Source organism: Negativibacillus massiliensis (genome assembly GCF_900148495.1).
Lineage (GTDB): Bacteria > Bacillota > Clostridia > Oscillospirales > Ruminococcaceae > Negativibacillus > Negativibacillus massiliensis.
The window spans coordinates 1,074,969-1,097,897 of the sequence record NZ_FTRU01000008.1; the positions used below are offsets into that span (position 1 = coordinate 1,074,969).

Sequence of the window (22,929 nt, forward strand, 5' to 3'; positions counted from 1 at the left end):
TTCCTGACCACCTATCCATTTCATTGTTAGCCATAGCTAACTATTTCTTTGAAAAGAAGCTGAGCAACCTCTTGCCAAGATTAGACTCAGCTAACTGTAAGGATTATATCAGGTTACATCGAAAAAGTCAACCTTTGTTTTTCTATATATTCTCCCCTGATTCTATTATTATAAAATCAAATTTTATAAGTTACATTAGGAACTTATTGACTTATAGTAGCTTCCAATACATAATTAAATAAAGGTTAAACTTGTGCATTCAATCCCTATTATGTCTATTTTCAGAAATTTGTCATTTATTAACCGAAAATCATAAGAATATTTTTATAGAAAAGAGCAAAAAGGATTTTTAGTGAAAAACTAAAGAAGTTCGTTTAGCGATGCATCCTTTCCCAGGCTAAATTTGCCCAACTGACCGATATCTCTGGGTGTTCCCTTTATACCTACGAACAATTCGAAAGACTCTCTTTTTTAAAAAACTTTTATGCTTATGATGATACAAGTCATTTTGAATATCATTGACAGGAGGTTCTCTAGCCATGTTAAATCATGTAAAAATAAAAACTACAGATGAACTGGAATTTGCTGTTTTCTGTATAGAAAATATTGCGATCAAACTCGGAAAAAATGCTGAAGAAATATACCAGGCGTTGACCGAGAAAAGTGATATCTTAAACAGCTATATTATCCCTGAATATGAGATCCTGCATACCCAGAGCAAGGACTATATTGTAGATGATATCATCAGCTTGATGGAAGAAAGGGGTGCCCTGTTATGATTTTATATCATGGCTCTTATCTGGAGATTTAAACTCCGGATTTAGTACATTCCAGAGATAATGTTGATTTTGGACGCGGCTTTTACACTACTCCTCTTTACGAGCAGGCAGTAAAATGGTGCGAAAAATTCAAGCGTCGTAGCAAAAGTGGAATTGTTTCCCGCTACAACTTTGACGAAACGTCTTACCAGGAACTTAAAGTCTTGAAATTTGACAGCTATTCCGAAGAATGGCTCGATTTCATTTTGAAATGCAGAACCGGAAATGATATAACAGATTATGATATTGTAATTGGCGGTGTCGCAAATGACAAGGTATTTAATACCGTTGAGCTTTACTTTGACAATTTGATTGACAAAAAAGAAGCGATCCGCCGCCTTTGTTATGAAAAACCCAATTTACAGATATGTTTCCGAACACAAAAAGCTCTTGATGAATATCTTCACTATGAAGGGAGCGAACAGATTTGACCGCCAATCCTATTTTACTGCAAAAAAATATGCCCGAATTATCGAGCAATTTTCAAAAAAAGAAAATCTGTCTTTAGATGATGCATTGAATTTCTTCTACCATTCAGAAATTTACCGCTTAATCAGTGAAGGTGTATCTGATTTACATTGTATGAGCGACGAGTACCTGACAGAAGAACTAATTTCTGAATATAAAGAAAATTAAGATGATTTCTAACTCCAAAAGCAGACCAGTGTCAAGTCCTGGTCTGCTTTTATTACTTTTAGCAATCAACTTCATAACTCATAGCCAGTGATTTGCAGTATCAACAATTTTCTCTAATTGATTTTGTTCAAACTTTATAGTAAATAAATTTAACAAACCATGGAGAGATTCCGGGCAAAACGATTGAAAAGAAGCTGATCTCCCCGGACTTATCTTCTTTTCATATCACCTGAGCAAAAAAATTATGCCATCTTACATTTGGAACAATTTCATTACACCTTCCAAATCATTTCATCGCCGCAAATGTTGTGGATTTTCAAACGCAGAGGCTTCTTTTCACCGTGTATTTTTCCATAGAGAATTTATCGTCGGCATTATCGTTGACCTCCGTTATTCATATAATTCATAAATTGTTCAAACGAAACAGCCATACTCATAGATGCTATAAATTCTCTTGCTAAATGTTCTTTTTGCACTGGAGTTAATTTATCCAATGCTTTAATAAATTCAAGCAATTTGTTTTTTGCATCAATATATTTATCATCAAACTCAATACCTATAGTAGGTTTAAATCCATTCATTTTTATTTGTCCTCTTCATTTTCTTTTACAGAGAGCACCATTCTAATCAAAACACCGGTCTGATATAATAAAAATTCCAGTAATTTTTCATCGACTTTATCATTGTGTTTCGCCACTCTGTCATTGATATTTTTATATGCGTTGATTAGTGGCTGAAACAGTCCACAGACACCTGCATCTACATTTTCTTTACCCCAATATTTACAAATCTCGTTTTTATTGGTCTCTAGATTCTTTTCATTTCCAAGAAATTCCTGCAAAAATTCTTCCAATGCCTTTCTCAAATTATCAGCAGTGTCTCTTATGTATTCACCATCGGCGTACTGCTTCAATGCAATACAGAAAGTCTTATGAGCTTGGGGATATCCTTTTAACCATTCAAGCGATTGAGATACAAGTGCTTCATCCAGTTCCTTCGCACCTTTTGGGATAATAAAGCAACCTTGTGGATCATCAAGTATTTCATATTGAATATGTAAATTTTTTAGTTCTTTTGGCAGAAAATCTTTTATTATTGAAATCACTGTTTTATTTGCAAAATGTTTTTCAGACGTAAGCCCAAAAGCTGTATATCTACTTATTAATTCATTTATGGAATCAACAGAGTCCATACTCTCAATTACATCGCAAATATCTAGTGACTTTCTCTGTAACCTATCATCACAAAATAATCAATAAACGAACTGTTTCTGTAATCTATAGGAGTCAATTGAGTTCCTAGGTAATATAACATATTACGTATTTTATTTTTTAACAGTTCAAGTTTCTGTTCATCATTGAATAAAATTCCTAATTTACTGTTGTACTCAGTCCAATTCAATTTTATTTATCCTTTCTCCAAAAATTCGTATATTTTCTCATGTGTCAGCTTGATTCTATCATTTTCTGACATACCGTCTTCTAAGATATAAATATTCAAACCTGTTGTATCCGTACTCACCATTATTCTACTTTGTAAATTCGGTTTCCATAAAACTGCGCTTCTCTTTGAAAGTCGAATGAGGAGTGACTCCATCTTGATAAACAATATCTATATAGTTATCAAGAAACTCTCTTACTCCCAACTCATCGAATCAAATCAGTTTCTAAGCTTTTTATAGCAGATCTGGTTCAACGTGATTCTATTTGATACAGATTATCCTTATCCTAAGGTCTATGCGGGCTTTTGCTGTCAAAAATTTATCGGACTATTCTATCAAGGGTTTTGCTTGAGACAGATGGTTGGGTGATTTAGAAGTATTATAGTAAATAAGCGGTACATTTTCTAGATACTGCTTTTTCTTTGACTCATTTGCTTCAGGTGTGATGTCTGTATTCCCATAAGATCTGATCTCTTATCTCGTTTTACAAAATAAAGTTTCCATTTTCCATTGTAGCTGGTTTCGTTTTCATCTCTAATAAAATCTACAAAGTCAAACTTTTCATTTTGTGTTTCCGGAAGTGATAGAAACTTAGCGTAAATAGCTTTAATAACCTGATATTTTGTTTGTCTTTGAAAGCCCTTTATAGCCTTTGGATTCCCATCCAAATCAAAAAAGCGTAAATATGCCTTATCATATTTTCCCAAAAAGGTATTGCATTTTCGACATAGAGTCCTAGCTGTTCTTCCTTTCGGATATAATGATGTTGTTAACTGTGAATCCGATATATTCCCAGCAATATCTTCAGACTTTTCACCAGCATTTAACCTTTTTTCGATTTCGGAATATACTTTTTCCGATTGCATCGTTTCGAACATTTTGATAATATCAAGCGCAACAATATCCTCGTTACCGGTACTCCGAGCTGGATAATGCTCTTCGCTCATATCACTATCTTTGAATAAAGAGTCACATAGTTTACACCTATATATTTTCTCTTGCGAATCATCCATAGAGGTATTTCCCTTTCAGTTAAATTGTTCATAGCCAAAACATTGCGCTACGGTCTAAAATAGTCTTGCGTTCTTTCCAATCAGGCATCATCATGGCCAAGAAACCATAAAAACGCTTTGAATGATTTGGATGGATAAAATGACAGAACTCATGCATTATGACATATTCGATACAGTTTCGGGGTGCTTCCAATAAACGCTTGTTCAATGTAATAACCCCCTTTTTTGCCAAGCAAGAGCCCCACTGTGTCTCCATATCCCGAATCCGCAATATCGGAATAGGCACTCCATATTTTTGAAATATCGGGTAGATTTCTGAAATGATTTCTCCAAAAACAGTTCGACACTGCTCATCCAGGTAACGGGTCACCATCCTTTGCTTTTTCGCAAAGTCTTCAGTGTCTTTCACGCAAAGGTACAAATATATCCCATCAGAGAAAATTGTGTCTCGCACATTTTTCTCCACCTTCAGCCTAACTCCTCTGCCCAGCAGATAGAAAGTTTCTCCACTAACATATTGCTTGGGTTGCGGTGCATACTGTGCCATCTCCCAGAACTTTCTTTGTACTGAGCGGATATAGGCTCCTTTGCTCACTACAAAATCGTCAACTTTTTCAACCGGAACATCTGGATTAGCTGAAACATAAACCATACAATCCTTATGAATCCGCAGATTGAGATTTTTTACCTGCTTCTGCTCCAGAAAATAGTGGATCTCGTTGTTTTCATATAAGACAGTTCTTTCCTGCGCCATTGCTGTCAAAACCTCCGAAGTGCTACTGTTTTGACATTTTCGATGATCTTATCAATGGTGTCAAAAGACAGTTTTAATCCTTGTTCTTTCTCGTAGTCATAAAAAAGGTCATCAATATCCTGCGAGATTCGGTCGTGGATTGTTTTGTTGTTGGTCCAATCCACTTGACTGTGGTTGGCCACAATTTTGGTAATCTCTTCCGCAATCTTTGCAGCAAAATCAGGAGAAACTTCCGCTTCTTTTGCTTCGTCGAATACTGCTGACAGAACACCGTAAAATGCTTGGGCATGGACATTATTCTTAATGCATTCTGGATAGGTCACGGTGCTTTTCCCGGCGTGATAGTCTTCCATTATGGTACGCATCTTTGCCAGATATTCAGCCTCAGAGATCACCTTTTCCTTGTACTGCTCCAATGCGTCCTTGATCCGCTTGGAGAAACTGTCGTAATAGGCGGGATTCTCCTGATACTTTTCGCTGATGCTGCGGGTCAACTTGCTGGTAATAGCGTCCGCCTTTGCACGGAGCGAACCCAGCTCCTCCAATTCTCGTTCAAAGTCGTCTTTATTCAGAATGTCTATGGGGCTGGTGATCTGTTTCAGACCAGCTACCGAGAGGTGTGTATCCAGAAGATTTTGCATCAGCGGCTCATATTCCCGATTATCAATGGCATCGCAGTAACGAATTTTCACGCTGCGGCGTACCTTGGAGAAAAAGATAAAAGTGTTTTGATACTGCTTCAGTTCATCTTTCGGAACAACTGTATACGCCTGTTCCGCATTCAGTACCATATTCAACGCTTTACCAAAAGCACAGAGGAAATTATAAAAGTTTTCCCGCTTCTTATCGTCAGCAAGAAACACTTCAACTTCTTCAGTATCGCGTGGATTTTTCAAATCTGCAAACAGTTCCGTCAACCGGGTATATACTTCCCGCAGGCTAGCCACAGACAACATAACATCCACCACAACACCTTTCAGATCTCCGCTGTCAAAGTTCTCCAGCCCGGCGCCGCTGTACAAATCCATAGCTGTATCCAGCTTTTCAATCAGTCCACGATAGTCCACAATCAGGCCGTAATCCTTGCCCTCATACAAACGGTTGGTACGAGCAATAGCTTGAAGCAAAGCGTGTTCTTTCAACTCTTTGTCTATGTAGAGCACCTGGCAGATGGGGGCATCAAAACCGGTAAGCAGCTTACTGCACACGATAAGAATATCAATGTCCCCTGCGCAGAACTGATTCTTCATTGCCTCTTCATAGGCATCTGCGTTACCGTAGCGATCCATCATTTTATTCCAGTAGGCAATGACCTTATCGTCAGTACCTTCATCTACATCGTCTACGCTTTCCCGGAGATCAGGCGGTGAGATCACCACGACACAGTTCAAATCCCCAAACTGCTCAAAACACTCCAGATAACGAATCGCATCCCGCTTATAGTTGGTGGCCAGCATAGCCTTAAATCCGGTATCTTTGTACCCTTCACTGAAGTGCTCATTGATGTCCAGAGCGATCCGCTTGATACGGGCATCGGTGGATGTCAGGCGGCGAATGCTGCTCCACTTCCGTGAAAGGTCATTCCGCTGAGCTTCCGTGAGTCGTTTGGTAGTCTGTTTGAACCAGAGGTCAATATTTGCCTCGTCCACATTCTGTTCCACAAAACGGCCTTCATAAATGAGCGGCACAATGGCTCCATCCTCCACGCCATCCTTTATAGTATATTTATGGATCAGTTTTCCGAACTTTGCCATGGTGTTCTTCTCTTTTTTCATCAAAGGTGTTCCGGTAAAGCCGATGTAGCAAGCATTGGGGAACACCGCCCTCATTTTAGTGGCCAACAGGCTATAGTTGGAGCGGTGGCTTTCATCCACCAGCAGAAACACATCCCGTGAAAAATTCTTGTGCTCCATTTTTTCAGCGGTGTTGAACTTATTGATGATGGTCGTGACCACATCCGCCTTGCCGCTATTCAGCAGTTCCACCAGATTCCGGCCACTGGTGGCTCTGGCCGGATTGAGACGGGTATGAGCAAAGGTGGCAGCAATCTGGCGATCCAGTTCCTTGCGGTCCGTGACAACGACTACTTTCGGGTTACAGTCGGACAGTTCCATTAAAATATACTTTGCCAGCATAACCATGGTCAGGCTCTTGCCGCTGCCCTGGGTGTGCCAAATGACACCGCTTTGACGGTTGCCCTTTTCATCCTGCTGTTGGATGGTCTTGATAATCTCTTTGATGGCAAAATACTGCTGATACCGGCAAATCTTCTTTACATTGGCATCAAAGAGCACAAAGTATCGGATCAGCTCGATGACCCGTTCTTTGCTGAACAGAGAAATCAAATTCTGATCCTGCTCAGTGGGGGTGCGGTCAGTCACATATTGAGCCAGTGCAGCTTCCAGAAAAGCGGTGTCCTGTTCCTTCCACACATTCCAGAATTTTTTAGGCGTACCGGTGGTGGCATACTTCACGGCGTTTTTATTGGTCGCCATCACAATCTGGGCAAACTTGTAGAGCTGCGGAATGTACTCCTTTTGTTGGTTGCGGATGTTCTGCTCCACGCCCTGTTCTACGCTGATCTGAGGCGTTTTACACTCAATGACGGCGAAGGGAATACCGTTGATAAACAGCACGATATCCGGCCGGGCATTGTGAAGCTTGTCCCGGCTGTCTACCGCAAATTCTTCGGTGACATGAAACAGGTTATTCTCTGGATGCTCCCAGTCAATGTATTTCAGGTTGAAACTGAGAGTTTTACCCTCTCCTACAATCTCTGGATAGCTTTTGCCCAGCAGCAGGGCATCATAGATTTTTTCACTGGTGCGCACCAAGCCGTCGGTGAGGGGCTCATCCAGTTCCTCCATAGCTCGCTCGATGTTGGCAGAGGAAAACTCGTTTTCCGCACCGGCGAAGGTATAGCGGTTAAGCCGCCGCAACTGGCCTCGAAGAATGTCTTTCAGCAGCACATGGTACCGGCTGCCCCGCTGCGCCTCGCAGTCCTCTGGGGAAATATAGGTATAACCCATGGATCGCAGCAGATCAATGGCCGGCTGCTGGCTAATATTCTTTTCTAAGTACAGAAATTTGTCCATGGTTTACATCCTTTCATACAACTTATATCTTCTGTGGCTTTTCAGATGAAAGTTCCCAATTCCCATTTTTTAATTCTGCTCGTCCAGAAACTTTCCATTTGCGCTGAGTTGCATCTTCAAAATATAATGTAAATGACGCATAATCCATTTGATTAATTGATGGTAGGTTGATATAGTAATATGCATCAGGGAATTGTGCTGCAGGCGGCAGGCGATAAGGTGAAATAACCCGCTCTACACCATTAAACACGTATCTTTCAAGAGATAAAGGCATGGCACTAATATTTCGTACTTGTATCCGTGATGCAATTATTTTTGAAGAAACATCTTTATCTACTATATACTCTACGCGGAGAAAAACATCAACGCCATCTTGAATTGAAAGCATCCTTTTATTAATCCTATTTTGAATAATACCAATATAAAGTGCTGCAATTAAAGCACCTAAAGAAAGCACACTTGAAATAATATCTGCCAATGTCATTGTCATATTAATATTCATACGTTCACCCTCACAATACCCGTCAGCAACAGCTGCATCAGGGCTTTTTTCTTTTGCTTTTCCTGTTCGATGTCCTGCTGGAGTAGCTCGATTTCACGATCAGCGGCAGAAAGCACTTTGGCAATATAATTTTGCTCCTCTTTTGTCGGCAGTGGGATAGGCATATCAAAGAAATCGCCATCTGAAATACTTATTCTATCATGCCGTGCTCCGTAATTCGCAACTCCCTTCACATATTTGTACCAGCAAGATGATTGAAAGTAATATTTCAGAAAATCCTGACTAATCTGTGGCGAGGAAATAGTGAACACTGTGTAGAGTGGAGACATAATGCCCGTCTCACCAGTTTCATTCACATTAATTGGGCCACATGGTGCGGTGACTGAAATTCGAGGATTGTAAACAAATGCACCTGGAATAACAATATAGTACCCATCAATTCGTTCCTCATTAGCTATTTCTTTATCAAATTCTTGATCTTGAGATACAATTCCATGTTGAGCGCTGTTAGATAGAACGAGACGATATTGAAAACCATCGTTTTTCTTTTTTTGTTTCTCTGTTAACTTTTTTAATGGTTTTATCTTCCATTCTTCACTAAATTCTAGAAGGCGCTTTTTACCGGTTAAAAGCTGCTGCATGAGATACTTTTTCTGTCGCTGCTTCTGGGCAAGACGCTTTTCTTTCAGTTCAATTATTTTGTTCTGGGTAGTGAGGATGGCGGCAATCTTGGCACGCTCATTTATAGATGGCAACGGCAACACAAACTCTAAAAATTGAGAGAAATGGACACGCTGCTTCTCAACCAATGATCCCGTGGAGACCCTATTGTAGTAAGTGATCATAGGGCCACAGGTTAGAAAGCTATCCATAAACGGCAAGTCACTTTCATGTACCGTTGTAAAAATATCGTAGTACCCCGAAACGGCAACCGGCATATTCCCCTTATGCCTGGCAACCGCACCAAAACGAAGGTTCATCGGGTTGTAAGCATAATCGTTCGGCCGTACAATCTTATACGAGTCCTCTTTTTTGACAAGATGGCTTCTTTCATATCGTTCTGTTTTCGGGGTAATCCCATCTTCTATTGTAAGACTGTACAAAGGATACTTATCTAAATCGTCTGTATAATCACTGGTACTGGTAAAAAGAGTGGAAAATGAGGTCTCATTCCATTCTTCAGGTACAATTCCCAGCTTTTCTTTTTTATACCCCTCCGGCACCTTGCCCTGGCGGATTTGCTCAACTCTCTCTTTTATATCTTGCCTCATTTCTTCATCTCTTTCATAGTTTTCTTCATATCATTTATAAAGAATGCCAGCAGTTTTCCTTGTTTCACTCTTCTGAGCCCCAAATCATGACGCATTTCGTTCATGATGTCTTCCATTAAAAGTAGGTTCTTTTTAGCTGATTCTGGATCAGTTCCATTTTCTCGAAACTTTACCCATTTGTTTACAACCCGATGTGAACCCCACAATGTGAGCTGTTTTGAAAATTTAGAAATATCTGCAATCATTTCTTCTTGTGTGTAGCTTTTTTTATTTTTAATAGTCCCTTGTACCTTATAGATCATATCAACAAATTCTCCATAAGGGATCTCACGTTTTTGAGCAAGATAATTTTGGCGGTTCTTTCTATACTCAATAAACTTTGCCACTATGGAACTGATCACAACACCAACAATCGACACCATGCCAGTAATAAGCGCAACTATTACCACCGCATCCAACTTACTCACAGTTGTCAGCAACCAATTCAGAAAATCTTTGACTTGATTTCCTATATACTGGAGTATCCATACTGCTGTCGCCAGAAGAATTAAAAGAAGGATAAGGCCTAAAAAAAATTTAATGTTGGATGTCTTTCAGAAAAACTGCGCTTAACAGAAGGTGTTTCTGTATTTTCCTGCATGTATATTCCTCCTTCATTATATCACATGTATCAAAGTTTCAGCTGCTTCACATCTGCGGTCAACTAGTCCATATCATCCGCCGTTTCCAGCGCCCGGCGGTGGGCGCAGTATAGATTTCATTTGACCTCATAAGTAAACATGATAAGTTTCGTTTATTTAAGCGCCCTGTTCAAAGCCCAAGTTCCTCTAAATACTTCTTCATCTGTACCTGCACTTGGGCCAGTTCTGCCTCGATATCAGCAATGTTTCGCTGCACCTCGTCGATATCTACCAGTTCTTCTTCCTCGAAGGTATCCACATACCGAGGAATATTCAGGTTGAAGTCGTTCTCCTTGACCTCATCGAAGGAGGCCACATAACTGTATTTATCCTCGTTATGCCGCGCTTGATAGGCGTTGACAATACGTTGAATGTCGCTGCCCCGCAGGATATTTTGGTTTTTGCCCTTCTCAAAGTTCCCGTCACCAGAAGCGTCGATAAACAGAACATCCCGGCAGGTGCGGTTCTTTTTGAATACCAGGATACAGGCAGGGATACCAGTGCCGTAGAACAGATTAGCGGGTAATCCAATGACTGCATCCAGCAAGTTCATCTCCACCAGCTGACGGCGGATTTTCCCCTCGCTGGCCCCACGGAACAGGACACCATGGGGAAGTACCACCGCCATGCGGCCATTCTCGGCATCCAAACTGGAGAGCATGTGCAGTACAAAGGCATAGTCGCCTTTGGAAGCGGGAGGCACACCCCAATCAAAACGGTGGTATTGATCCAGTTCAGCAGACATTTTTTTCTTTCCCTTGCTGTCTGCTTCAGCTTCCGAGAGAAACCCGCTGTCCCACTTGTCCAGACTGAACGGCGGATTTGCCACCACAACCTGGAACTTCATCAAATTATCATCCTCAACATTCTGAGGATTGGAGAGAGTATCACCCTGCCAGATTCGAGCGTCATCCACACCGTGCAGGAACATATTCATGGTACAGAGAGCCCATGTTTGTGCGTTGAGTTCCTGTCCATAAATGGCCACCTTTCCACTGGGCACCTTCTTATAGGCTTTCAGCAGTAAACCACCGCTGCCGCAGGTGGGGTCGTAGATTCGGTCGTTCTCTTTAGGCTGAACTAGAGAGGCTACTAGCTCAGAGACCTGGCTAGGGGTAAAAAACTCCCCACCCTTCTTTCCAGCATCAGAGGCGAACATGGCGATCATGTACTCGTAAGCATCTCCGATAATATCGGCGGAGCCCAGTTGACTAGGACGAAGATCCAGACAGTTGAAATCCTCCAGCAAATTCCGGAGTGTGGCATTTTTTTCTTTGGGCTCACCAAAATCAACCTGAGAGTTGAAATCGATAGCCCGGAATACGTTGCGCAACTTTCCGCTGTTGTGTTCCTCGATATGGTTCAACGCTACATTAATCTTCTGGCCGATTTCCGCATCATTCCTATTGGCATAAAGATAATCAAAGGTAGACTGCTCGTCCATCGCAAAACGCTCACGACTCATGGCACGCTCTACCCGGCGCATATCGTCATCATACTGCTTAACATACTCCTCACGCTTCTCTTTGGAAACATCGCTGAGGTACTTCACAAACAGCATAGAGAGAATATAATCCTTATATCGGGAACTGTCGATTTTGCCGCGGAAACTATCACAGGCATTCCACAGGACTTGCTCAATATCTTTTCTGGTTGTCATTTTCATTTCCCTTTCTTTGCCCTTTTGTACGCTTGATCCAGAAGGCAAGAATATAATTTCTCTTTTTCTTCCGCCAACTCTTTAAGCAGTTGGCTCTCCTTCCTTGCCAGTAAATTTAACTGTGCGATTTTTTTCTGGCTCTCAGCAGAAAGAAGCGTAAGCTCAAAGTCTATGAGAAACTTTGCTTTTACTGCACCAAGCATATTGCTAGTCGTATTCTCGTAAATTTTCCGTTTCACTTTTGTGGTATTCAGCAGCCAGAAAAGATACTCCGGCATTAACTGCTTGTCGTTTATTCGAATCACCACAAAGTTTGAGGATATCACCATTCCCGATGTAAGGTCATCAATCAAAACTGCGGTATATGGCGCTGTAAGGCGAACAACAATATCTCCACGTCGGGAAAGATACTCTTCCTTCAACGGCTCTTTGGCCTCATAGATATCTGACTCATTTAGGTTAATAATACCCTCCGGCTGGATACAACGCAAATTGATTAAAGGATAGCGATAATCTGTAGGTTCCCTGGATTGCTTCCTTGCCAAAACCAATCCACTGCGAACACTCGCAAGCTCCTGCAATTTCATCCTTTCACCTCATTTGTCATGTGTCACAAATAACAGATGTTTTCTAAAAAAATTACTCTTCTAAGCTACTCTCATTATATGTTAGCCAGTCGAATTTGTCAATAATAAAAACGTCATGTTTCAAAAATAACATTTTTTTAATAGCTTAACTTCTATAATTCATACAACTGACATTTTTAAATAGTTGGCGATATCACCGTTTAAGATTAGTTCTGCATAGGATAGCAGATCATCGTAAATCAGTCAGTCAAGTTCCGACCACTGGTATAACTGTTCGCCACCTCATTTTCTACGGCAATGCAGTCGATTGAGCGCAGGATTCCACCTTCCATGCGTAGCTCCACACAGGTGATGCCCATGTTAAATTCACAGAACACAATCTTTCTCATAGTCGTTACCTCCTAATGCTTAAATTTCGCTTGATTTTCCGCAGCGGCACAAGGGCTGTTTCTCTTAATCACAACTGTGGCAAGCAGTGTAAACAGGGCCCTGTTTGCTCATTTTCTCAATTTCGCCTCTGGCTCCATTTTCAAAAATTGCTTGTTGAGGCTATCTCCCCAATCCCCAGAACATCATCTATTGATGATGGCTATGCTACGAAGAAAATTTCTTTATAGAAAGAGGTTTAATATCTTTTTCCAAAAGACTTTCTAATTTAAATTTACCTCTTACTTGAATATACTCCAATTGTCTTTCTGTTTAGTTTAAAATATACTGTATCCTTTTTAACACCAATCTGTTTTATTGCTCTACCTATATAAAGACTTGTTTTAAACCCTCACAATAAACAACTTGTACTCCGTTTGTTCCAGTACACAGCCATCGTAAGTTTACCCGCCTTTGCTTTCTGACTGCCTATCCTAAATAATTCACCTATTCTTCTGCCGATTTTCTAAACAAATTGGTCAAATGGTATGCCCGCCGAGACATCCGAGTCGAATGTATCCAGACCGACAATGGCTTTGAATTCACCAACCGTTTTTCCAATAGTAAGAAAAATCTGCTTACTCTGTTTGAATCCACTGTCGCTAAACTCGTAATTAGCCACAAGCTCATCCGCCCTTATACACTTCGACACAACTGAAAAGTGGAACACAGCCACCGGGAGAATCAGAAGGGTTTTTATTCCTGTCATCATTTTTACCCTATCCATAACTTTACAAAGCAGCTTACTGTTTACAATCGTTGCTTAAACAACTTTCCTATGAGACCTCTAAATTGGCTTTCTCTTTTAGAGTCCACTGTCCAATATGTTTAACAAATCTACAAAGCCCCAAAAAATATTGATACTACCCTAGTTGCGATGCAGATAGATCCCATCCACCGATTTTTGAGTCTGTTATTGCAAAATATATCTCTGGACGCAGAAAAACGGCATAACCTTTACGGTCACACCGTTTTCTGTCCTTTACAAAGCTAAATAGTATCAAACCTTAATTCTACGGGAGCTTTTCCGCTTTATTGTAATTATACTGTAAGGTCAGTCTTACGTTTTGCTCGTTTTGTTTCTATCTTACTTAAGTTTATCTGTTGTATCTTGCTGTGCAATAAACATATCAATATTTCCCAATGAAATTATCTCTTCATTATGTGTAAGTGCTTGATTTACCGCAGTTTTGTATTTTCCACTCATCAACATAACATAATCTTTGATGTTTTGTTCAAACACTTCTGTTTGTGATTTATTTGGAAATTTTTGTTCATATATCGTGTCAGCAACTTTAAGTGTTACCTTTCCACGATATACATAGGTAAAGGATGGATTGTTTTCATAACTATATCGCATATCCCTGCGACCATCTTTTGTTTCGTAGCGATACCCTATATGTTCAATTTCATCCGTTGCCTCTATAGGAGCATCAAGTAATTCTGTCGTAATTCTCGAACTCACTGTCATATCTGCATATGTAAAGATCTCTAATTTTTGTAAGACTCCTGTATATCGAATCACATATTCTGGACAAAAGACCAGGGCAGTCGAAGAATCGATCTTAACTATCTTCACATGCGAATTTCGAAAAAAATTCTCAAGCCAATCAACCCTTTCGTTTGGTAGTTTAGTTGAGAATTCTGTATATGCATTTTTTATTTCTGTGGAACGATAAAATGCATATACATATTTAGATTCAAATACTACAGATTCGTCACTTTGAATTTTTAACATTTTGGAACGCACTTGTGATATTGATGCATCTATCTGAGATGCATCCTCATTTCGTTCCAAGAAGCGCAATGCTCTAGCCTTGTTTTCAAGATACTCTAAGTGTGACGTTGCTAGTATAACATCATTTTGATATTTCAAATAATTTCTAAAATTTTGGTTAACCCATTCCTCCTCCCTGTTCGAAAAATCTGTTGTGGTGGGTATTGTGATCAAAGAAGGTTCCATTTCCAATAAATTTGCAATTTCAATATTACGTTGACGTTCTGCATCTGCTTCTTGCCTTTTTTGGAAGAAGTTATTTATTGCAACAATTAGACCTACTATAGCGCCAACTACAAGCAAAACAATAAATATTACTCCAATATTTTCTGCAACAAATTGAGCTACACCAACTATCACTCCCAACACTATAATGATTGGAAAGAATGCAAGAAGGCATCCATCATCTGATTGCTTTCTTATTTTTCGACTTCTACGCATACTTCTACTCACAATAATCCCTCGACTTTTACTATACTATAATAACATTATTGTTGTTTGTCATTTTTACCTTACAATGCTTCGTTACAATGCTTCGTTAAAAATCATAATATGATCATCAACCACACTCAAGCTGTACTTAAATTCAGTAAATTATACTACTTTCTAGCTAGATAATCAAGTCTTACCTCTTATATTAGTCATCATGTATTGTACCTCTACAGTTTTAAACCTCACAATAAACAGCCAGTATTGAATCCTTTTTAAAAAAATGATACAATTTATTAGAATAATCTTCCAGATTATCATTAAATTTTGTTGACCTATAGAAACCAATATAAACGCTCCCCATCAAAAGAGGTATTGTATTATGAGCGGAAACGAACAACAAATTGATCAACTGGCAAAAAAATTACTATTACTTTCTCGAAACACTCTCTTGGTTCACTTGAGATTTTTAGATATTGCTCTTTCTCAGTTTTCATGGGTTCCTGTATCTGGTTATCTGGCTACTGATGGTTCCTTCATTTACTATGATCCTCGACAGCTTCTGCAATCCTATCTAATGGAAAAAGAACGTCCCGTACGAAACTATCTGCACATGGTACTGCATTGTGTGTTTCAGCACAGTTTCGTAGATAATTTGATTGATCATGATTGTTGGAATTTAGCATGTGATATTGCGGTCGAAGCTACCATCAGTCAATTACAGATTCAGGCTACACTAACTGCAAATCAGGAAGCACAATCTAAGGTATTGGCCTATCTGAGAAATAAAATCAAGTATTTGACAGCTGAAAAAATATACCGCTACTATTTGGAGCATCGCCCCCCTTCTGCTAAATTTTTCCAGTTACAATCTCTTTTCTACGTTGATAGCCATGATATCTGGTACTCTTCATCAGAACCAGAAGCGGACACTTCAGCCACACATTCTCAATCTAACCCTTCAGAAAATCATCTCAGAGTATCTCACTGTTCAAATAAACACTCGAATGATTCATATAATCATCCACAGATATCACCAGCCACTTCACCTAAGCAGTCGGATACAGAATCAAATATTCAGACTCAGCCAGTATTGAAACCTTCCTTAAACCGCTTACCCTCTTTTTCAAAAAGTACCAGATCAGAATTAACTAAAGTCTGGAAAGAAATTTCTCAGAAAATACAAATCGACTTGGAAACATTTTCTATAAATCAGGGAAAATCTGCCGGTGATCTGATTCAAAATCTTCGGGCTGTAAATCGAGAAAAGTATGACTATACATCCTTTTTAAAAAAATTCTCTGTATTGGGTGAGGTCATGAAAACGAATGAAGACGAATTTGACTACATTTTCTATACGTACGGATTACAACTATACCAAAATATACCTTTGATTGAACCTCTGGAATATAAGGAAACGAAAGCTATCAAAGAATTCATAATTGCGATTGATACTTCTGGCTCTACTTCCGGTGAAATCGTTCAGAATTTCGTACAGAAAACTTACAATATTCTCAAGTCTACCGAAAGTTTTTTTTCAAAAATCAATCTGCATATTATCCAATGTGATGCAAAAATTCAGGAAGATGTCAAAATATCCTGTCAGAAAGACTTTGATGAATACCTGCAAACCATGTCAATCAAAGGACAAGGTGGTACTGATTTCCGTCCGGTATTCAATTATGTAGAACAGCTTCGCCAGAAGAAAGAATTGATCAACCTGAAAGGACTCATCTACTTAACAGATGGATTTGGCACCTTCCCCGCAAAAAAGCCGGACTACCAAGCTGCATTTATTTTTATCGCTGAAAATGATAATAACTTAAAAGTTCCTTCATGGGCTATCAAGTTGGTATTACAGAAAGATGAAATTTAAAAAGGAAAAATAACATGAATATCAAACAGGCAAAAGAACAAATACAAAATGCTGTAAAAGCATATTTTACGAAAGATCCGTTTGGGAATTACATCATCCCCGTTGAGCGTCAGCGTCCTGTTTTTCTTCTGGGGCCTCCTGGTATCGGAAAAACTGCCATTATGGAACAGATTGCACAGGAACTGGGTGTCGGGCTTGTAAGTTATTCCATGACACATCACACCCGTCAGAGTGCTTTGGGGTTACCCTTCATTGAAAAGAGGGTTTATAATGGTCAGGAATACGCTGTATCTGAGTACACTATGTCAGAAATTATAGCTTCTGTTTATGATATGATGGAGAAGACGGATATCAAAGAAGGTATTTTGTTCCTTGATGAAATTAACTGTGTTTCTGAAACATTGGCCCCTGCCATGCTTCAATTCCTGCAATATAAGATTTTTGGAAATCATCGTGTGCCAGATGGGTGGATTGTTGTGACTGCCGGAAACCCTCCGGAGTATAACCATTCTGTTCGGGAATTCGATATTGTTACCTGGGATCGTCTTAAACGAATTGATGTTGAACCGGACTACCCAGTTTGGAAAGAGTATGCTTTTCAACGAGGAATTCATCCTGCTGTTACAACATATTTGGATATAAAAAAATCAGATTTTTATAAGATAGAAACTACTGTTGATGGAAAGTGTTTTGTCACAGCACGCGGATGGTCTGACCTGTCTGATATGATGAAACTGTGTGAACAACAGGGCATTAACATTGACCAGAATCTAATTGGGCAGTATCTTCAGGATAAAAAAATTGCCAAAGAATTTGCAATTTACTATGACCTTTTCAATAAATATAAATCCGATTATCAAATCGATCAAATTCTTGATGAAAAGGGATCTGAAACGATCAGAGAACGCGCTAAACATGCCAAATTTGATGAGCGTCTAATGCTGTTGGGATTACTTTTAAATGTTGTCACCGAAGAAATGAAAATGATTTTCCTGACAGAACAAACCTTAACAGAACTAATGAACTGTCTGAAAATCGTCCGCACAGAATTAGAGCATATCAAAACAAATCTCACAGCACCAATACAAAAACAGGCAACCATCTTCCAAAAGAAAATACAAATTGGAAAACAGGCCTCCTCTTTGTCTTCTGACACCAAGTATATTTACCACAACGTCATCGCTATTTTGGAACAAATGCTGGATCTTCAGAAAAAAAGATCTTTACATAATAATTGCGAGGTCTATACCCTATATAAAAATGAATTTGATATGCAGGTTCAGAAACTTCAAACTTCTTCCTGTACGGTCAAAAAACACCTTTCCAATCTATTTAGCTTCTGCGAAGCGGTATTTGGCAATGGCCAGGAAATTCTGATTTTAGTCACAGAACTAACTGCCAACTATTACAGTGCACACTTTATCAGCCGATATGGATGTAAAGAATATTTTGAGCACAATAAGGAACTGCTGTTTTATGAACGTCAAAAAGAAATTATTACAGAATTGGAAGCATTGGATTTAAACGATTAAAAAACTAAATTTCAGGAGGGAAAATATGAGCAACTCAAAGGATTTTGTTATTGAAAACGACGTACTGAAAAAATATCAAGGCTCAGATAGAAATGTAATCATCCCTGATGGTGTAACATCTATTGGTGCAGGCGCTTTTAAAAACTGCACTGCGTTGATTGTCATTGCCATCCCTAACACGGTAACTTCTATTGGCAATTCCGCCTTTTATGGATGTAGTAATCTGACTACTATCACTATTCCTGACACTGTAACTTCTATTGGTGAAGAGGCTTTCTATGATTGTAACAATCTGACTACGGTCACCATTCCTCAGCAGATGAAAACGATTGATTTATCCGCTTTTGCTTTCTCTGGTATTAAAAGAATTCCCAATCTCGTAGATTGCTTAATGGAAGGCCGCAAGATTATCCATGTCTTTCCTCAACTTGCTTTATCGAGCAACAATTTAGAGCACTGTGCCGCTATTTATTTGACACAAAGCAGCAAAAAGATTTTATTTCAATTCCAGTCAAAACTTTATGCCGATCTCAATAAAACTGTGGCTGCTATGACAAAATTACTTGCAAAAGCCAAGAGAAAGCCCACACCATACAAAAAAGCTGCGGAATTTGCTCTGAAACATAAAGATAAATTGACACAAGAAACCTTAGACTCCTTATATAAAGTCTTACTCCAAGCCAAATCCAGCGCGGCGCAATTACTCGCAGAATACTCACAACAGGAAAACACTGCAAATAAATTAGAAAAAAATAATCCATCTACAGTACCAGTCTGTAATTCTCTGGAAAATCAGTCCCTGCTTATAGCAACCGATCACCCTTCCGAGCAATTTTGCAAAAAACATTACAATGAGTCCAGTATAAAACGAATTTTGAAAAGATATGGGATTGACCTCTGCGATATTCCGCTTGTTCGTTATCGGGATTGTAATGGGGCAGCTTCCCCTTTTACTATCGGATGCGTTTTATCAAACTATCTGGACAAAGATGACATTGAAATAGAACTGCCAGAAGAATACTTATCTAAGGATTCCGAGCAAATCATAAACACCATGAATCCTTCCGATTTCCAGCAGATGCTGGAAAATCTATACACTCTGATTGATGAGAAAAAAGGAATTACAAAATTCCCAATTCGTTATTTCCTGATTCCTTATTGCCTTTACGGTTCCGTAGCTCAGATTAAAAAAATCATTATTAATCTCAATGCATGGAACAAATGGGGAGATTACGGTCGAGCTGGACGGGATACTGCACTCCTTGCCGGATTTTGTCTTTGCTTGAGCAGACATCGAGAAGCTTTGATATGGGCCGAGAAAAATGATTATCTGTATTTTACTGCTGATATTCGTGGTATTGATGAAGACACTCTGAGAGATACCATAGTGATGGATTTCGGTCTGGATACTCAGGGACAAAAAACATATAATCTCGGCAGCAAAAGTTTGAAAGCAGCTGTAACTTCTGATCTTACCTTGATTCTTTATGATGAGGAAAAAGGAAAAGAACTCAAGTCTGTTCCTCAAAAAGGTTCTGATCCAGAACTGTATGAATTGGCAAAAAATGATTTCGAGAATTTGAAGAAGAATTTAAAAAAGTCTGTAAAGATACGGTTGCATACCCTTTTCACAAACTTTCTGGACAATAAAAGCTGGACAGCTGACAACTGGAAGTATTCTTATCTTTCCAATCCTATTCTGCATCAAGTCGCATCTTTGCTGGTTTGGAAACAAGGACCTCATACATTTACCATTACAAACAATGACGTAATCACCTCTGATCAAATATCCTATTCTTTAGGTAATGACCCCATTTTTCTGGCACACCCGATGGAGATGAATTCACAAGATGTGAAAAATTGGCAAAAATACTTTGCTTCCCATAATTCCAAACAGCCATTCCTTCAGATTTGGGAACCTGTCATTCCTTTTGATAGTATTCGACAAGACCGCTATCAGAACTGCACTATTTTAGCAAATCTACTTCGTAGTCAAGACAAACATGGTATCTATTTTTCATACAACTATACTTCCAGTGAATTGGATCTTGATTTCAAAGACGTTTCTCTGGAATATCACCTCACTGAATATGTACATCATACGCTCAGTCAGGATGCTCGTGTAGAATTTGGCAGACTGGAAGTAAAGCGGCCTACACGTTGGGCGAATCATATTTTAGGTCTCTTAGATAAGTGGACCGTTGCAGATAGGATATTAAAGGACGATAGTAGTATTGTTCGTTGTTTGGATATTTTTACGCTGGCTCAGATTACAGAACTCCTCTCTCTTTCTATTGAACATAACTCCTCTAATTGTACCGCTGTTTTATTGGAATACAAGAATAAACATTTCTCTGATTTTAATCCAATTGATGAGTTTACTTTAGATTAACTCTCCTTGTTCTTTTCTTGTTTATCGTAGATACATTCGATACCAGATACTTATTTTTAATGATTCTCTAATAAAAAATCTTTACATTTTTTGAATGGAACCCCATTTGTTAGACAGTATGCTATAACAAATGGGGCTCTTTTTTATATCGAGAGGAAGGCAACGTCATTGCAAAAAACAGGCACTCCAAATTCAGGGCAAGACTCTACTTTATCTCTTCTATCCTCTGGATTACTACAGCATTCGCAAAATCAAGACAAAACTGAAGGGCTTGCCATCTACAATATGTAGATGACAAACCCTTTCAGTCCCTTGAACCATATTCTTTTAAAATTATTGTCTAACTTCTCGAGGTCACTTTAGATATTATTGGCGCTAAGAGAGAATACTCCAAACATTCACATCAACTATTATGATAAACAGAGTATATGTCTATATTCCATTACTTAGTAAATTGCCATCATCTGTAAACTGCCAAAAATCATAATCTTCCTAAAAAGCTGTAGTAATATTAAAAATACTATCCACAATATATAGGCATACAATGATAAGAAGCAGATAATTGATATTTGAATATACTTACTTTACGATCAATACACACAGTATTTCTACCATCAGTTGTCCTATCAAACACAAAACGGTTCTTGGTCTTTGGATAAAGAAGTCTATAATCGTCTAAACGAAAAGGCAAAAATCATGCTGGAGGCTATTGACAATCATATTCTTGAATCAATGACAACCAGCGACAAAAACTTTGAAATTATATTTTCAAAATTATGCTAAACGACACAAATCACAATTTATGATATATCTCTTAATGGGATTGTAGACAACGATTTTATTTGTTCAAGTGACTTTATCAATCTTGAAAAACACAATATCGTTAATATTGATTTATTGTCTGTCCGTGATACGAAATATTGAAACATTTATACAATTAAAAATCGATTCATTTTTACCTTCATTGACTTAACCCAATTCATAAAGTAAGAATATAACTGATGATATCTCTGTTGAGATTGTGGTTCTGAACTTTAAAGTAGAGTATGAATGAGCCTACATTAAGATCTCTATTCGACTAATAGTTTTTTATGTTCCGCTTTCTGTTTCTGCTTCCTGTAGCACCTCTAAAACTGTGCTTATTCATTTTCTCGCTACAATCGTTCGATCAGAGGAACTATTTTCAGAGAAAATTTAAGAAAATTTCAAAAACATTTTCGAAGGAAACTTTGTGCTATGTTAAGAGTAGTTACAAATGCAAATTAGAAGAACATATTATAGATGAAAAAGGACTATCCGAACAGCCTCAAAAGCAAATTGCACAGAAACAATATTTGATTTACAAATCAGAATCCGATTAGAAAAAAACTCCCTTTGATAAATGTATTGAGAACAAGGAACCAGAACAGAAGAAACTATCGATATATTGGTTGATTCTTAAGAAAACAAGCAATACTACACTAAAACCAGCTCATTTCTCTATGGAGTTAGATTTTCTCTGTTTCCCATTCACTTTTCGATCAACACCCAAAATCTTTTCTACTGTCTGCTTTGCCGTCAGGTATTCCTGCATCTTTTTTTAACCTGACGGTACTCTGTATAGGCTTTTTTCTTTTCTGATAAGCATCTATGGAATTCTTCATTCAATGACCTCCTGCTTGGGACTTTGCTTTCCGGCAACTGTTCAAACGCCTGCTTTGCAGCTTTATGAATCTGAATCTCTTCTCGATGTTCTTCAAAGAATTTTCTGCTGTATCCGGATTTTCGATATGCCTCATAAACCTTTTTTGTTCTGGAATAATTGTTGATATGTGTTAGCAATGCTCCAATCTCAACCATTCGTTTTTCTGATTTCCGCATCTCGTCAGACAACTCATTGAAGCGACCGGAAAGTTTCTCTGTCAGTGCTTTCAATTCCTCATAGTTATCTATTCCTCTCTCTCAATAGGTAAACGGTCCGTGCAGCTTCCTTTCTATTATATTTCTTTGCCCATCGCTCATAGCCTGCTGATTTACCTTCGGCCATTTTTACCTGAATAT

General features: G+C 38.7%; 16 protein-coding genes and 3 pseudogenes. 6 read left to right on the plus strand and 13 right to left on the minus strand.

Translation table 11 applies throughout. The features are described 5' to 3' along the window. Positions 1 to 539 precede the first annotated feature (539 nt). The 3 genes and pseudogenes from BQ5375_RS11005 (at position 540) to BQ5375_RS11015 (ending at position 1,454) form a co-directional block, all read left to right on the plus strand. Positions 540 to 779, plus strand: coding sequence for a DUF3791 domain-containing protein (locus BQ5375_RS11005; RefSeq protein ID WP_022132510.1), 240 nt, complete (start codon positions 540 to 542; stop codon positions 777 to 779). Further along, a pseudogene (locus tag BQ5375_RS11010) lies at positions 776 to 1,249 on the plus strand (DUF3990 domain-containing protein). Before BQ5375_RS11005 ends, BQ5375_RS11010 begins: the two are co-directional and overlap by 4 nt. After that, positions 1,246 to 1,454: pseudogene (locus BQ5375_RS11015) on the plus strand (DUF3791 domain-containing protein). Before BQ5375_RS11010 ends, BQ5375_RS11015 begins: the two co-directional pseudogenes overlap by 4 nt. A 374-nt stretch (positions 1,455 to 1,828) precedes the next feature. Here the strand turns inward: BQ5375_RS11015 and BQ5375_RS11020 are convergent. The 12 genes and pseudogenes from BQ5375_RS11020 to BQ5375_RS11080 all read right to left on the minus strand — a co-directional run bounded on the left by BQ5375_RS11020 (position 1,829) and on the right by BQ5375_RS11080 (position 15,113). Then, positions 1,829 to 2,035 carry a hypothetical protein gene (locus tag BQ5375_RS11020; protein ID WP_022132513.1) on the minus strand — a complete coding sequence of 69 codons (207 nt, stop codon included), beginning with the start codon at positions 2,033 to 2,035 and terminating at the stop codon, positions 1,829 to 1,831. Positions 2,036 to 2,037: 2 nt separating this feature from the next. Beyond that, complete coding sequence (locus BQ5375_RS11025) at positions 2,038 to 2,646, minus strand: hypothetical protein (RefSeq protein ID WP_022132514.1); 609 nt, start codon at positions 2,644 to 2,646, stop codon at positions 2,038 to 2,040. 653 nt (positions 2,647 to 3,299) lie between these two features. Then, positions 3,300 to 3,908: a hypothetical protein gene (locus BQ5375_RS11030; protein WP_022132515.1), complete on the minus strand. Its 609-nt coding sequence runs from the start codon at positions 3,906 to 3,908 to the stop codon at positions 3,300 to 3,302. Positions 3,909 to 3,936: 28 nt separating this feature from the next. Continuing rightward, entirely contained in the window at positions 3,937 to 4,662 is a 726-nt protein-coding gene (locus BQ5375_RS11035) for a M48 family metallopeptidase (protein ID WP_022132516.1), read from the minus strand. Positions 4,663 to 4,667: 5 nt separating this feature from the next. Further along, the gene (locus BQ5375_RS11040) at positions 4,668 to 7,757 is read right to left on the minus strand and encodes a type I restriction endonuclease subunit R (RefSeq protein ID WP_076917929.1); all 3,090 of its coding nucleotides are present in this window, start codon (positions 7,755 to 7,757) and stop codon (positions 4,668 to 4,670) included. Positions 7,758 to 7,779: 22 nt separating this feature from the next. After that, a complete protein-coding gene (locus BQ5375_RS11045) occupies positions 7,780 to 8,259 on the minus strand; it encodes a hypothetical protein (RefSeq protein ID WP_022131652.1) in 480 nt (159 codons plus the stop codon). After that, positions 8,256 to 9,530, minus strand: coding sequence for a restriction endonuclease subunit S (locus tag BQ5375_RS11050; protein WP_022131651.1), 1,275 nt, complete (start codon positions 9,528 to 9,530; stop codon positions 8,256 to 8,258). The genes BQ5375_RS11045 and BQ5375_RS11050 overlap by 4 nt, the downstream gene beginning before the upstream one ends. Then, positions 9,527 to 9,997 (minus strand): hypothetical protein, encoded by a 471-nt coding sequence (locus BQ5375_RS11055; protein ID WP_022131650.1) that lies wholly within the window; start codon positions 9,995 to 9,997, stop codon positions 9,527 to 9,529. Before BQ5375_RS11055 ends, BQ5375_RS11050 begins: the two co-directional genes overlap by 4 nt. Before the next feature lie 343 nt (positions 9,998 to 10,340). Further along, on the minus strand, positions 10,341 to 11,876 hold the full coding sequence (locus tag BQ5375_RS11060) for a type I restriction-modification system subunit M (protein WP_022131649.1): 1,536 nt from the start codon (positions 11,874 to 11,876) through the stop codon (positions 10,341 to 10,343). Continuing rightward, the gene (locus BQ5375_RS11065; protein WP_022131648.1) at positions 11,873 to 12,457 is read right to left on the minus strand and encodes a restriction endonuclease subunit S; all 585 of its coding nucleotides are present in this window, start codon (positions 12,455 to 12,457) and stop codon (positions 11,873 to 11,875) included. The genes BQ5375_RS11060 and BQ5375_RS11065 overlap by 4 nt, the downstream gene beginning before the upstream one ends. Positions 12,458 to 12,616: 159 nt before the next feature. After that, positions 12,617 to 12,846: pseudogene (locus BQ5375_RS11070) on the minus strand (DUF6061 family protein). Positions 12,847 to 13,970: 1,124 nt separating this feature from the next. Next, positions 13,971 to 15,113, minus strand: coding sequence for a hypothetical protein (locus BQ5375_RS11080; protein ID WP_022132046.1), 1,143 nt, complete (start codon positions 15,111 to 15,113; stop codon positions 13,971 to 13,973). Positions 15,114 to 15,471: 358 nt separating this feature from the next. Here BQ5375_RS11080 and BQ5375_RS11085 point away from each other — a divergent pair, with 358 nt between their 5' ends. The 3 genes from BQ5375_RS11085 to BQ5375_RS11095 are packed head-to-tail and all read left to right on the plus strand — an operon-like array spanning position 15,472 to position 20,889. Beyond that, positions 15,472 to 16,965, plus strand: a complete 1,494-nt coding sequence (locus tag BQ5375_RS11085; protein ID WP_076917932.1) for a vWA domain-containing protein — start codon at positions 15,472 to 15,474, stop codon at positions 16,963 to 16,965. Between the two features lie 14 nt (positions 16,966 to 16,979). Beyond that, entirely contained in the window at positions 16,980 to 18,497 is a 1,518-nt protein-coding gene (locus tag BQ5375_RS11090; RefSeq protein WP_022132048.1) for an ATP-binding protein, read from the plus strand. A gap of 25 nt (positions 18,498 to 18,522) precedes the next feature. Beyond that, a complete protein-coding gene (locus BQ5375_RS11095; protein ID WP_022132049.1) occupies positions 18,523 to 20,889 on the plus strand; it encodes a leucine-rich repeat protein in 2,367 nt (788 codons plus the stop codon). A 1,557-nt stretch (positions 20,890 to 22,446) separates the two neighbouring features. Here the strand turns inward: BQ5375_RS11095 and BQ5375_RS14545 are convergent. Beyond that, on the minus strand, positions 22,447 to 22,803 hold the full coding sequence (locus BQ5375_RS14545) for a hypothetical protein (protein WP_235849999.1): 357 nt from the start codon (positions 22,801 to 22,803) through the stop codon (positions 22,447 to 22,449). Between the last annotated feature and the right edge of the window lie 126 nt (positions 22,804 to 22,929).

Bases quoted from the DNA above. Each gene is read 5' to 3' on its own strand.
- BQ5375_RS11035 (WP_022132516.1), bottom strand. From the start codon at position 4,662: ATGGCGCAGGAAAGAACTGTCTTATATGAAAACAACGAGATCCACTAT.
- BQ5375_RS11085 (WP_076917932.1), top strand. From the start codon at position 15,472: ATGAGCGGAAACGAACAACAAATTGATCAACTGGCAAAAAAATTACTA.
- BQ5375_RS11005 (WP_022132510.1), top strand. From the start codon at position 540: ATGTTAAATCATGTAAAAATAAAAACTACAGATGAACTGGAATTTGCT.
- BQ5375_RS11095 (WP_022132049.1), top strand. From the start codon at position 18,523: ATGAGCAACTCAAAGGATTTTGTTATTGAAAACGACGTACTGAAAAAA.
- BQ5375_RS11050 (WP_022131651.1), bottom strand. From the start codon at position 9,530: ATGAGGCAAGATATAAAAGAGAGAGTTGAGCAAATCCGCCAGGGCAAG.
- BQ5375_RS11040 (WP_076917929.1), bottom strand. From the start codon at position 7,757: ATGGACAAATTTCTGTACTTAGAAAAGAATATTAGCCAGCAGCCGGCC.
- BQ5375_RS11065 (WP_022131648.1), bottom strand. From the start codon at position 12,457: ATGAAATTGCAGGAGCTTGCGAGTGTTCGCAGTGGATTGGTTTTGGCA.
- BQ5375_RS11025 (WP_022132514.1), bottom strand. From the start codon at position 2,646: ATGGACTCTGTTGATTCCATAAATGAATTAATAAGTAGATATACAGCT.
- BQ5375_RS11090 (WP_022132048.1), top strand. From the start codon at position 16,980: ATGAATATCAAACAGGCAAAAGAACAAATACAAAATGCTGTAAAAGCA.
- BQ5375_RS11020 (WP_022132513.1), bottom strand. From the start codon at position 2,035: ATGAATGGATTTAAACCTACTATAGGTATTGAGTTTGATGATAAATAT.
- BQ5375_RS11060 (WP_022131649.1), bottom strand. From the start codon at position 11,876: ATGAAAATGACAACCAGAAAAGATATTGAGCAAGTCCTGTGGAATGCC.
- BQ5375_RS11045 (WP_022131652.1), bottom strand. From the start codon at position 8,259: ATGAATATTAATATGACAATGACATTGGCAGATATTATTTCAAGTGTG.
- BQ5375_RS11030 (WP_022132515.1), bottom strand. From the start codon at position 3,908: ATGGATGATTCGCAAGAGAAAATATATAGGTGTAAACTATGTGACTCT.